Consider the following 13,622-nt stretch of genomic DNA (forward strand, 5'->3'; position numbering starts at 1 on the left):
ACTTTTCAAATCATAGACTAACTATTTTTATACATAGGTAGTAGGTATTTTTCTTTATACCTAACAATATACAAATCCTTATTGATCATCAATATGTCAATAGATGTATTTAACTTCATATCTCTTTTCTTTTAAGAGGTCGCCATAATTCCTCCATCAATAGTTAGGGCAGAACCTGTCATCCAAGAAGAATCTTCTGATGCCAAAAACAATGCTAGTTTAGCAATATCTTCTGGTGTACCCAAACGTTTTAATATGGTAGCATTTTTTACATTATCAATAGCTTCATCAGGCTTTTTAAATGCTTTTGCAGAATCCCAGATCAGAGGCGTATCTACAGGTCCAGGGCAAATAGCATTAATACGTATTTCAGGACCATAATCTAATGCTGTTTGCTTAACTAATGAGACTAACGCAGCTTTTGATGCGCAATAAGCAGCGTGGTTTGGGAAACATTTAAATGCAGCTATTGATGCATTAGCAATGATGATTCCTTTCTCTTTTTTGATATATGGAATAGCATATTTACATAAATAAAAGAACGAATTAAAATTTGTATTCAGGGTTTCATGCCAGTCTTCAATACTAATCTCGGTAAGACTTCCCAACCCTAAGACTCCTGCATTACTTACAATACCATTAAGCTTTTTGTACTTAGCAATTGCTCTGGAAACCAGTTCTTTATTCACTTCAGGAATTCCTACATCACCTGCATGAAATATAGTATCTGCGGATATCGATTTTAACTCTTTTACAAGTGCATTTCCTCTCTGTGTGTTTCTACCGCTCAGCACTAATTTAGCTCCTTCTTTTGCATATAAAACAGCAATAGCTTTTCCCATACCACTTGTAGCTCCAGTAATAATAAATACCTGATTTTCTAATTTCATTTCACTTCTTTTGCAGCTTTGACTAATAATTCCTTTGTTAATTGAATACCTTTATCTTCGTTATCATTAGTACCTTCGTATTCAATACCAATGTAACCAGTATAACCAGCATTTTTTACAATTTGAAGCATTTTGACATAGTCGATTTGCGTTTCATTTCCCTGTTCATCAAAATCATTGGATTTGGCACTAACCCCTTTAGCAAAAGGCATCATATCCTTTACACCTTGATATCGGTCATATTCATAAAAATTGCCAAAATCAGGTAAAGTACCACAGTTACTATGGTTTACATTTTTCATGATTTTTGATAACCAATCACCATGTGTAGAATAGCTTTGATGATTTTCGACTATTATATTGATAGCGTAGTCTTTAGCAAAATTGGATAATTGTATTAAACTGTCCTCTCCTGCCTTTGCAATATTCGTTCTACTTCCTTCTCCATGTAAATTAACACGAATAGACTTACATCCTAAAAATTGCGCTGCTTCTATCCATTTATAATGATTTTCTATTGCTTGTAATCTTGCTTTTTTATCTTGGTTACCCAATTCACCTTCTGCATCAACCATAATCAGAACATTTTCTACATTAAGATCTGATGTACGCTGTTTTAATTCTTTAAGGTATTTATGATCTTTGGCTTTATCTATAAAAAACTGATTAACATATTCTACAGCATGAATATCAAAATCATTTTTAGCTTTCGCAGGGAAATCGAATGTTGAAAGTTTTCCTGAACGTAAACTTCTATGTAATGACCACTGTGCAAGTGATATTTTAAAAAACAAAGTGTCTTCTTTTACGGTCATACCAGATGGAAATGATAATGTTAATCCCATACCTAAAGCTATGTTTGAAGTTTTCTTTATAAAAGTTCTTCTGTGCATATTCTGATCGGTTAACAAGACCAGTTTGTTGGTAAACGATCCCAACGATGATCTCTTAGTTTATCTATCCATTCTTGTGAAAGTCCTTGTCCATCACCTATACGCATATTGGCTTCTACATTACGTAGTTGACGCATACCGGGAATCATCGTAGTAACGGCAGGATGTGCTGCAATAAAACGCAATGCTAATTCTGCTAATGGCATTTCATTCTGAACCAATTCTTTTAATTTTTCAATACGTTTTATAGTAGGTGGCAAATTTTCGGGACCAAAATAAATGTTTCTAAAATCGCCAATATCCCATTTAGATTCTAAAGTAAGTTTTCCGGTAAGAGAGCCTTCATCAAATGGAACACGGGCTATAACTGCAATATCATTCTTTTCGCAATACGGAAATAATACATCTTCGGGAGATTGATCGAAGATATTATAAATAACTTGTATCGAATCGATTAATCCAGACTCTAGTGCTTTCAAGCAATTGGCAGGTTCCCATCGGTTTACACTAATCCCAAAAGATTGCACTTTCCCTTCTTGTTTTAGTCTTAATACCATTTCTTTCCACTCATCCCGTTCTGCCCAGCTATCTTCCCATACATGAAATTGCTGTAAATCAATGGTTTCAACTCCTAAATTCTTCAAGCTCTTTTCTGTATACTCTACGATATGATTTGATGGATATATATCTTTTAAAGTAGATGATTTACTTGGCGGCCATTCATCAATTTTCGGAGGAATTTTTGTTGCTGTATACAATCTTTTTCCCGAGTGTCTTTTTAATAATCCTGCTAAAATTTGCTCGCTTCTTCCTTCTGCGTATCCCCACGCTGTATCAAAAAAATTACAACCCAATTCAACACCTCTATCTAATGATTTATTCGATATTTTATCATCTGACTCTGACCAACCCGCCATACCCCACATACCATATCCAACCTGACTTACATTCCAATCTAACTTCCCAAATTTTTTATATTTCATTTTAATCTATGCTTTTCCAAAATTGTTACTTTTCCGTATATAAATTATTAAAAATCACATTCAAAAGTCTTCTGTTACCTTCATTAAATTACCAAAATACAATCCCTCACAATTAGCTGTTTTTTTTTACAAAATTTACTTTAAATTTTATCGATTTGGCATTATCATAAGTAATAAAGAATTCTTCTTAGAGGCAAAAAAAGTAAGCTATAAATAACTAACTCTATATAGATTATGATTTTTTATTAGAAATATCTATTTATAAATCGGTCTTTTTGTATGAATACATCCATTCATAAATACTGATATCAAAAGGATCATAAGCACTGTTTCCACTACCTCTCCCTGTATTATCATAAGTTCTGGACCAAGAGTCATGACCGACACCCGAATATATGGTTATCTTAGCTTTTGTTGTTGGGTTTTCTGCATTAATTGCATTGACCATTGAAATCGATTTATCATATGAAATGACCTTGTCTGCATCCCCATGAAATGCCCAAACAGGAATATTAGTAAACTGATTTCCTGTAGATGTATCTCCCCACCCTGCTATGGGCACTATGGCTACTACATATGAATTACTGCCTTTTGAAGAAACATAATCATAGCAACCTTTCCCTCCCATACTAAATCCTGTCATGTATATTCGTTGCGTATCTATCTTTAGGTTTTCAATCAAAAAAGTAATAAAACTGTGCAAGTTTTCTGTATTCCAAATAGATGGGGATTTTGGTGACACAACAATCATAGGATGTTTGGGGTTCCATTGATTTTTATGTATTAATGACGAAGGGCCATCAAATAAAATAGAATTTAAATCATTTGGATTTACAGAACTATCTCCTCTTGCTCCACCTCCATGTAAGTGGATCAATAAAGGATATTTTTCGGTATTGGCGATATTATATTCAGAAGGAACATATGCATAGAATCCATATTGCGATTTTGTAGACCCTTTTGGATATGCCTTCTGCACACCTGACGGGATTGTATTTAACTCAACAAGATCATTTGTATTCGTATCTATAACACTATCACTTGAGCTACAATTGACAAGTAATTGAATAGCTAATAAAAACAAGTAACTCTTTTTTTTAATAATAGCATGTACCATACTGATCTATATTATAAAAAATGCATATCATTTTTGAGAAAAGAATGTCTCAAAACACCCTCTATCTGCCATTGTTACAAAACATTGAGTATTATCTTTCCCTCCAAAAGCGATATTAGTTGGTTTTTTTCCTTTTAGTTGTACTTCTCTTAATTCTTTACCTTCAGGAGATAATACTACTATAGTTCCTTTATCATATCTACACACATATAAATTCCCTTTAGCATCACATCTCATACCATCTAAGCCAAAATCTTTGAATGTCTTGAATATTCTTTTATTAATAGGTTTACCGTTATCCGTTATATCATACACCCAAATGTTTCTTTGTATAGATTCATTAACATACAATTTCTTTCCATCGGGGCTAACTTCTATACCATTGGTTGTTCCCATATTTTTTTCTACCAAAACAAGCTTTCGATTAGAAGTCATCCATAAATTACCTGTTCCATTTTTCCAGTTAGGATCACTTGCATACAGGGTTCTATTAGAAGAAATAGCAATATCATTTGGTTGGTTCATTGTAGAGTCATGAGCGAAAACAGCAACTTCTTTTGAACCATTTTTTATATACAATATGTTATGATTTGTATAATCTGCTATATACATATTATCGGATTTGTCAAAACGAATTCCGTTACCAATGCTACCTCTAGGTAATTTTACAAATAAGGAGCTTTCTCCTTTACGATTAACAATACCTATTGTACCTTCTTCTTTAAAATTAACCGCATATAGATTCCCTTTACTATCTACTGCCGGACCTTCGATACCTTTGGTAAATTCATATTCTTTTGTAAAATCGGTACTATTATCAATAGGTTTTTCATTAGTACATGAGCTAAAAACTATTGTTCCAAAAAGCATTACCGCAAAAATTATAGTATTTTTCAACATATTAAGGTTTTACATTTTTAATTTCTAAGCCTGAGATTAGCTTTTTAATAGCTGGTATTATTGCGAGTTCTGTATCAGCAATTGGTTTGCTAAGAAAATCAATAATAGCTATTGATTTTTGATGCTCGGCTTTGTTTATGCTTCCTCTAGTTAATCCTTTTTTTAGAATGGATGATAGTTCTTCTAGTTTTGAAGATAAAGGTTCTAATTTTGCTAGTGTTGGGTTATTATTTATTTTGCTGAAATCAGTATGGTTTGTTACCCACTTGTTGAGCAAAACTATAATTCCTTGTTTATCAGCATCTCTACTAGATTTTAAATATTTTTTTACACTTTTATCAAACAGTATAGCATCAATGGCATCTGTATTACACGCATCTACAAATTGCGTAAATGGTGAATACGATTTATACTCAACTCCTCCTTTATTTCTTTGGTATGCTTTTAATGGTTCACAAATTTTTGTAAGAGTAATCAATGATTTTAATTCTTGATTATTACTAATGTTTCTTAAAATCACATTTCTATTCCTTATGTGAGAAATGCCTAATTCTTCTAATCTATAATTAACACTCTCTAATCTTTTAAGCATATTATCCGCATCATTAACTGCACTAGATGACCATAGTTTTTCTGCAATTGCAGCTGTTCTAGGCCAAATTCTAGAATCTATAGATACCGGAGTAACTAATTCTCCCCACATTGTTGCTTCTCCTCCCAAGATGTTTTCTAGTTGCTCTTCTGTTAAGCCATGATCTTTTGAAATAGGTTCATTTGCATAATGATGTCTAATAGATTTAAGTAAATCTATATAATACCCTTTGGACAACACCGTTTTATAGCCTTGTTTAGCTGCCTTTAACATTGCTTCTTTACCTCTCCAGGAATGTATAACAACATCTTTGGGTAAAGTGGGTTGCAAAATTTCGTCCCATCCCATCATGATTTTTCCTTGTTCTTTTAATATTTTTTGAATTTTGATATTAAAATACGCCTGCAATTCATGATTGTCTTTTATATTATTTTTCTTCTTAAACTCTTGGATTTTATCGTTTTCGTCCCAATGCTTACCTTCATTTTCATCACCTCCAATATGGAAATATTTATCAGGAAAAAGCGGAGCTATTTCTGAGAACACATCAGTAATAATTTCGTAGGTAACTTCTTTTGTAGGATCCAAAGTAGGATTAAAAATACCTGCATGTCTTTCTATTTTATAGATGGTATCCTTACTTGCCATTTCTGGATATGCTACTAACCAAGAAGTGGCATGACCTGGTATATCAAATTCGGGGACAACTCTAATTCCTAAATTAGACGCATACGCTACTAATTCTTTTATCTGTTCATGGGTATAGTATTGTCCATCCGATGCTAATTGATGAAATTTAGGTCTTGATTTCACCTCTACTCTAAAACCTTGATCTTCGGTTAAATGCCAATGAAAAACATTCATTTTTACAGCGGCCATGGCATCTAAGTTATTTTTTAGCACTTCTAATGGTTCATAATGCCTAGCGACATCTATCATTAAACCTCTCCAGGGAAATCTGGGTGCATCTTTAATATTAACTCCATGAAAAAAATATTCGGTTGTAGTGTGAGTATTAAGCTGTAATAAGGTTTCTAATCCTCTTATTATACCTATATCTGTTACAGCTGTTAAGCTTATTTGGTCGTTTAATACTGAAAGTTCATAGGATTCGTCTTCATTTAACTCTAGTTTACCTTCTCTGGTATAATTTATAACTAAAGATGGCTCTTTACTTTTAGAAGCTATTGTTGCAAACCCTTCGTCAATAAATACTCCTGTTCTACCAGACAATCTCCTTAGAAATTTGGTTGTTGCGTTACCTATTTTGGAATTAATATTATTTTTATTTACTGCAATCGTAAAATTTTCATTAACAATAAATTTTTGACCATTCTCTGTAATTTCTTTTGGCCAGGGCATTAAATCATATTTCTCTGACAACTCAACTTGTGCGTTAGTGTGAAAGCATGATGCTATAAAAACAAAAATTAATATATTTTTTTTCATAACTAGTATTGCATTTTACTTCAAATTTCTATGGTTTGATGATTACATAGTGAAAACGATGATATCTTCTAATATGTATTAAAAGCTTGAATTAAAGCATAAATTACCAGACTAAGTTTGTTGCATGTATATCCTAATTTTTTATATCATTATTCTTATACAAAATTTGCAATAATCATGACTACAAAAAACACTTTTCTATTTTCTGAAATTAATACTGAAAAATAGCCATTCTTAAAAACTTAATCTGGCATTCATTTATACTTCTATTATAAATGGTAAATTAATTTACATCCCACCAAAGAGCTGTAGACATTACATCTGGACCTTGAGCATTAATTGCTTCTTGTACATTAACACTATTAGAGATTAATTCTGTACTAGAATATTGTAATCTTTTAGGAACATTACCATTATTAGGTTGACTTACCCAAAAATTAACATTATCAGTTATTTGTGGTATTATATCTACCCTTCTTACCAATGCCCAACTCTCATATCCGTTTGTTAAAGATGCTAACCATCTTTGGTTATAAACCTGATTAAGCTGATCCTGAGTAGCGCCACTTAATGTAGCAATAGCTTCATTTGTTATGAAATCACCGGCATCTTGACCTCCCCAAAAATCAATACTAGCTAGTATACCACTTTGGTATAAACTATTAGCATCTCCCCCATATCCTAACAATGCAGCTTCTGCTTGTAAAAAATAGGATTCGGCTGCTGTTAACACCATTACGGGTACTTGATCTTTAATGTCAGAAAAAGACGTTCCTACTATTTTTGGTCCAGGCTTAGACATATCCTCCCAGGCTGGGGAAACTCTTACATTAGACATACCTCCAACATACCCTCCGTTTTCTGCTTCAATTGCAATTTCTGGTAATCTTGGATCATTATTATCTTGCATAAGATTTACAAGTCTATCTGTTAAAATCCATTTAGAACCTGTAACTCCATTACCTCCTGCACCAGTTCCAAATCCCCAATAAACATCTTCAAAACCACCATCTAGATTACCATTAACCAAAGGATCACGAGATCTAATTAGTGTAGCCTCATTAGTTTCGTCTATTAGTGAATTTAATAAACAATCTGCTATAACACCATCAATAAAAGCGCTTTCTCCATCTGCATTAAACGCATCTCTACTTCGTAATGCCATGCGTAATCGTAATGTATTTGCCAAAATTTTCCACTTTTGAGGATCTCCTTCATATATAAAATCCCCATTATCACCACTAATAGTTGTTGTTGAGTTTCCTATGACATCCATTTGTGCTTTTAGATCTTCTAAAATGCTTCTATAAATAACTTTTTGAGTATCATATTTTGGAGGACTCACTTCAAACTCAGGCAGTATAACTTCGGTATAAGGGACATTTCCAAAGATATCAGTCATTTTTTGATAAAAAAGAGACATCATAATTTTGGTCGCGGCTTGACCATTGGTATCCTCTAATTCGCCAAATTTGATTAATAAATTACGTAGATTCAAACTACTCTTTGTAAAAGATTTATCAAATACAGCATTGGTCCAACCTTGATCATTATCGTATATATCACCACCAGCCCACCAGCTTCCTGCAACACTTGTTGAGAATTGATGAGAAAATTGTGATGAATATAATAGATTACCTCTCCATGCCACAAATCTAGGCTCTGCAAAGGTAAAATATTGCACCCCTCCCATAATGTTATCTGCTCCGCTTTCTTCGGGTAAATTAGGGTTGGTATTTATTTCTTCAAAGTCTTTAGTACATGAAGACGTTAAGAAACCAAACATTAACACAATAGCGAAAAATTGTCTTTTAATGTTTGAATAATTTTTATGATTAATGTTTTTCATAATATTTTAAATTATTTAGTATTAAAATGACAAGTTTAACTTTACACCATGGCTAGAGGTAGAAGGGAAATCATAAATTTCAATTCCTTGGATAGAGGTATTAAAACCAACTTCTGGATCAAAATTCTGTGTATTCTTATGAAGAATTGCTAAGTTTCTCCCGATATAGCTTATAGACATATTTGCAATCGAAAATCTATCTAAAATACTAGATGGAAAGTTATACGTTAACGATACTTGTCTTAATTTAACATAACTACCATCAGAAATCCAGTTTTCAGAGATATTACCTAATCTTTGATAATATGTTGCTGGGTCAACCCCTCTAGCGGCAACACTTGGAGATAATGTACCGTCTACAACGGCGTCACTTGGTACCATAATACCATTACCTCCTGTATAAAATTCTCTTCCTTCTAAGGTTCTAATATCGTTACCATTTGTACTGGCTACAAAATCAGTAAATGAGAACACATCTCCTCCTGATTTAATATCAATCAAAAATCCAAGTTCTATGTTTTTATATGAAAATGAATTATTAATTCCTAGTAAGAAATCTGGAGTAACATTTCCTATGATTTTATTTTCTCCTACAACTGGTAAACCATCACTATCATAAATCACACGTCCCTGATCATCCCGAGAAAATGATGGACCAACCAAATCCCCATACACATTCCCTTCGGTGGCAGTTAATTGTATAACATCATTAAATTGTCTTGCTATAATAGCGGTTGGTAACTCTGGTACAAGTTTTTCTATTCTATTTTCATTCTTACTAAAATTAAAAGCAGTATTCCATTCGAAATTTGTCGATTTTATCGGGGTTGCTGTTAAAGCGATCTCTATTCCTTTATTAGAAACCAAACCTGCATTAATTATTTTGCTCTGCGCTCCTGTGGTAGAGGGTAAAGAGATTGACAATATCTGGTTTTTTGTTTCCTTATTATAGTATGTAACATCTAATCCTAATCGATTATTGAATAGTTTAACATCCATACCCAACTCATATTCTGATGACAATTCGGCTTTTAGATCTTTATTAGGGATTACAGTTCCTGGAGCTGCTCCTTCTTCTGCTTGTCCCTGTGTTAAATTAGGGTCACCAAAATAAAATAATGTAAGTCCATCATACGGAGCAGAAGATACATTATATACTGGAGCCAATCTGTAAGGCAGTGTTGCATTTCCTGTTTTTGCCCAACTTGCTCTAAGTTTTATAAGATTAACCTTATCGCTATCTATACCAAAAATATCATGCAATAGAAAACTCGTTCCTACAGAAGGGTAAAAAAATGAAAAACTATCTACTGGTAATGTAGAACTCCAATCATTTCTCCCTGTTACTTCAACAAATGCAAAATCATTAAATCCAAATTGTACCGAACCAAATAGAGATTGAGATTTAAGGTTACTTATTCTTGTACTAGCTCCTTTAGTTCCAAAATTATTTACTGAAAAAAGTGAAGGATCTAATAAGTCCGATGCTTGCACAGTTGTAGATTTTGCTTTGTTCTCAAAACCACTATATCCTACAGTTGAGTTTACAGATATTTTTTCTGTTAAATACCCATTATATGATAATAAGAAATCATAATTTGATGTTGTAGTTTGCTGTGTAATTTCTACTAATTGCCCTGAAGGTGCATTATCAAAAACTCCTCGACCTTTAAATATAGAAGCCGCATAATTACTTTGATCCTGAGAATATCTAGCAGTAGTAGATAAACCATCTGTAAGTTTATATGTTGCACTTATTAATCCTGTATACCTGTTTTTGGTATCTTCATTCAACTTAGTATTAATTGCATAGTAAGGGTTCATTGTAAATGAAGATCCTCCAAAATTATTTGGCGTACCATCGGGATTAATATAATTGGCTTCTAAATCTGTATTAGAAATGTTTCTAGGTTTTAAGATCAAGCTTCGAACTGTATTTGCCTGTCCATCTGTTATATCGGCTCTATTAATTGCTGTATTTTTTACATACGCAATTTTGGCTTGTACTTTTAATTTATCTGTCACATTGGTATTTGTATTTAACGACAAAGATTGACGTTTATAATCACTACCCGATAAAACGGGCTTATTAAATAAATTAGAATAAGACAATCTATAATCTATAATATCAGATCCTCCTGATAAGCCTACAGAATTTATCATGGTTAAACCTGTTCCGTAAAAATCTTTAAAATCACCAGGATTACCACTGTAAGGAGCTGTACCTACACCATCAAATCGTGTTTGCTGACTACCGTCTAATGCAGGTCCCCAACTACCAGGTCTGGTAATATCATAAACCAACTGTCCTGTAGCAGCATCAAAACGACCTTGTCCATAACTATTCTGTAGTTTAGGGGCAATTAATACATTATCAAAAGTCACCGAAGAAGACAGATCAACTTTAACTCTACCCGCTTTACCTTTCTTTGTCGTAATTACAATAACCCCTGCAGAACCTCTGTAACCATAAAGTGCAGTGGCATTCCCTCCTTTTAAAATGTTGATACTTTCTACGTCATCAGAATTTATATCGGATAATGCATTTCCATAATCTAAGCCTCCAGAAAAACTTCCTTCTCCTAAACTACCTCCATCTAAAACAACACCATCTACAACAATCAACGCCGAGTTTTGCCCTGGCACTAATGAAGTAACACCTCTAACGGTAACCGAAGCAGATCCTCCTATACCTGTCCCATTTTGATTAACCTGGACTCCAGTTACTCTACCTGCAAGATTATTAACTACATTAACATTTCTTACTTTTGTTAATTCTTCGCCTTCTACGGTTTGTATTGAGTATCCTAATTTTTTGGCCTCCCTTTTAATTCCTAAAGCAGTTACTACTACTTCTTCTAAACTTGCAGTGTCATCTTCCATAACGACATCAATAGTCGACGAATCTCCTACTGCAATTGAAACTGTTTTCATTCCTATAAATGAAAAATCTAATACATCTCCTATTGAAGCTTTTATAGTATATCTCCCATCAAAATCTGTTTGTACTCCCCTAGTCGTACCTGATATGATTATATTTACACCTGTCAATGGAACCCCTTGTTGATCTTTTACAGTACCATTGATTTCTTTTTCCTGTTTTGTCTTTTTAACTGGTTCTGGAATTAACTTTTTAACAGCTTCATTGTTTAGTTTATTTTTGACTAAAATAATTTGACGATCTATAACCTTATACGTTACCCCTTGATTGCTAAATAGTTGATTTAATATTTTATAGATCTTTTTATTTTTCATGTTAATCGAAACCAAACGGTTTTGATCTATTACATTTTCATTTGCCAAAAATTTAAACTCAGATAACGACTCTATAGTCTCTAATACTTTTATAACTTTTACAGATTCTAAATTAATAGTAATCCTAGTATTTTGAGAATATGATTCAGCTTGAATTTTAAAGAGAGAAATGAATGTTAATAACAGTGTTAGTTTCATTTTTAAATTCAATTTAGGGGGGGTATATAAACATGCCCCTGAGGTAAAGAATTTTTTCATATTTTTGTGATGATTTAGTTAATAATAAAGATTCATGTCGAAATGATTCATATTGATTAAATCGTATTCTATAATCGGGAAATACGTCACTATTTCTCGATTTTTTTTACAATACGTTTTTATTCAATTAATAATTTTATATTAAAAGTTTATATCATAGGCACTACTTTGATTTAATGGTTTAATGGTTAATAAAATTATCGTTTATTTATTGTTATTCTATTTTCTTCAATTGTAAAAGAAAATTCTTCACTACCCTGAAAAGAAATTAGTATTTGTTCTATAGTTTCTGTATCAAATTTTGCTAAAAAACGTTTTTCATTTAGTGAACTATAATTGTTTGTAATAACGACATCATAATTTCTTTCTAATATTTTAATAATTTCAGAAAATGGTTTCATTTTAAATAACAACTCTCCTTTAGTCCAAGCAGTGTACTCACTAACATCAACTTCTTTTACATTAATACTCTGTTGAGATTTATTCAAAGTAAATTTATAACCTGGCTGTAATACAGTAGAAGTATTTGCATCAAATTTCTCATCCACTTTATAAACTCCAACTGATCCTTCTACCAAAACAGTATTCATTTCATTATCTTCTCTATAAGAATTAACATTAAATTTAGTTCCCAAAGCTTGAACATTTACATCTTGAGTGTTTACAATAAAGGGATGTTGTTTATCTTTTGCTATTGCAAAATATGCTTCTCCGCTTAAAAATACTTTTCGATCTTTACCTTTTAAAAATTTTACTGGATATTTTAATGAACTTCCAGCATTTAAATGAACCATACTCCCATCGGATAAAACAAGTTGTAGTTTTTTACCATAAGGAATTGATACCTCATTATATACAAGCTCCTTATCACTTACTTTAGTATTCTTATATTCGAGTTTATCATCCTGATATACACCTACTATTGTTCCTTCTTTATTTACTATTTTTTCATTGTTACTCTCTCGAATAATTTTCACATCTCCATTTTCCAATTTTAAAGTAATCTCATTATCTTCGGGAACTACTTCATTAGGAGTGTTTAAAAGAAATATACTACTAAGTCCAACCACGCCAACAAAAATAGCAGCCCATTTATACCACTTTTTATAACTATTTTTTTGTTTCCTAATGGATTTCATCAATGTCGTATATTCGTTTTCAACATCTACATCTTGTAACGCATAATTTAGATCATAATATTGTAGTATATATGCTTTAAAAATTTCTTTATTTTCATCTTTCCTTAACCAATTAGATAAATCCATCATTTCTGATGAGCTAATCGTATTGGTTAAATATTTTTCAATTAATTTTTTCAAGTTTCTGCTTTTTTTTCAACACTAACTACTATTCTTTATTGATTAAACGTATGGTCTACCAAAAACCCTTAAAAGAAAATTCTTTTTTTTTTTTGCATATTTGTAATTCACATTTCA

At 32.2% G+C, this 13,622-nt stretch carries 9 protein-coding genes; all 9 read right to left on the bottom strand.

Features of this window, described 5'->3' with window-relative positions; all coding sequences use genetic code 11:
• Positions 1-131 precede the first annotated feature (131 nt).
• The 9 genes from DK441_RS06535 to DK441_RS06575 all read right to left on the bottom strand — a co-directional run bounded on the left by DK441_RS06535 (position 132) and on the right by DK441_RS06575 (position 13,505).
• Positions 132-890, bottom strand: a complete 759-nt coding sequence (locus tag DK441_RS06535; RefSeq protein WP_109097993.1) for an SDR family NAD(P)-dependent oxidoreductase — start codon at positions 888-890, stop codon at positions 132-134.
• Positions 887-1,783 (bottom strand): sugar phosphate isomerase/epimerase, encoded by an 897-nt coding sequence (locus DK441_RS06540; protein WP_109098025.1) that lies wholly within the window; start codon positions 1,781-1,783, stop codon positions 887-889. The genes DK441_RS06535 and DK441_RS06540 overlap by 4 nt, the downstream gene beginning before the upstream one ends.
• A gap of 11 nt (positions 1,784-1,794) precedes the next feature.
• A complete protein-coding gene (locus tag DK441_RS06545; protein WP_109097994.1) occupies positions 1,795-2,766 on the bottom strand; it encodes an aldo/keto reductase in 972 nt (323 codons plus the stop codon).
• Positions 2,767-3,025: 259 nt separating this feature from the next.
• Positions 3,026-3,883 carry a dienelactone hydrolase family protein gene (locus tag DK441_RS06550; RefSeq protein ID WP_109097995.1) on the bottom strand — a complete coding sequence of 286 codons (858 nt, stop codon included), beginning with the start codon at positions 3,881-3,883 and terminating at the stop codon, positions 3,026-3,028.
• Positions 3,884-3,910: 27 nt separating this feature from the next.
• Entirely contained in the window at positions 3,911-4,780 is an 870-nt protein-coding gene (locus DK441_RS06555; protein ID WP_235015718.1) for an SMP-30/gluconolactonase/LRE family protein, read from the bottom strand.
• Positions 4,781-4,784: 4 nt separating this feature from the next.
• Positions 4,785-6,824 (bottom strand): beta-N-acetylhexosaminidase, encoded by a 2,040-nt coding sequence (locus DK441_RS06560; RefSeq protein ID WP_109097996.1) that lies wholly within the window; start codon positions 6,822-6,824, stop codon positions 4,785-4,787.
• Positions 6,825-7,107: 283 nt separating this feature from the next.
• Positions 7,108-8,673 carry a SusD/RagB family nutrient-binding outer membrane lipoprotein gene (locus DK441_RS06565; protein WP_109097997.1) on the bottom strand — a complete coding sequence of 522 codons (1,566 nt, stop codon included), beginning with the start codon at positions 8,671-8,673 and terminating at the stop codon, positions 7,108-7,110.
• A gap of 21 nt (positions 8,674-8,694) precedes the next feature.
• Positions 8,695-12,126, bottom strand: coding sequence for a SusC/RagA family TonB-linked outer membrane protein (locus DK441_RS06570; RefSeq protein WP_160111969.1), 3,432 nt, complete (start codon positions 12,124-12,126; stop codon positions 8,695-8,697).
• Positions 12,127-12,383: 257 nt separating this feature from the next.
• Positions 12,384-13,505 (bottom strand): FecR family protein, encoded by a 1,122-nt coding sequence (locus DK441_RS06575; protein WP_160111970.1) that lies wholly within the window; start codon positions 13,503-13,505, stop codon positions 12,384-12,386.
• Positions 13,506-13,622 lie beyond the last annotated feature (117 nt).

Origin of the sequence: Aquimarina sp. AU58 (assembly GCF_900312745.1) — a bacterium.
GTDB classification, from domain to species: Bacteria; Bacteroidota; Bacteroidia; order Flavobacteriales; family Flavobacteriaceae; genus Aquimarina; species Aquimarina spinulae.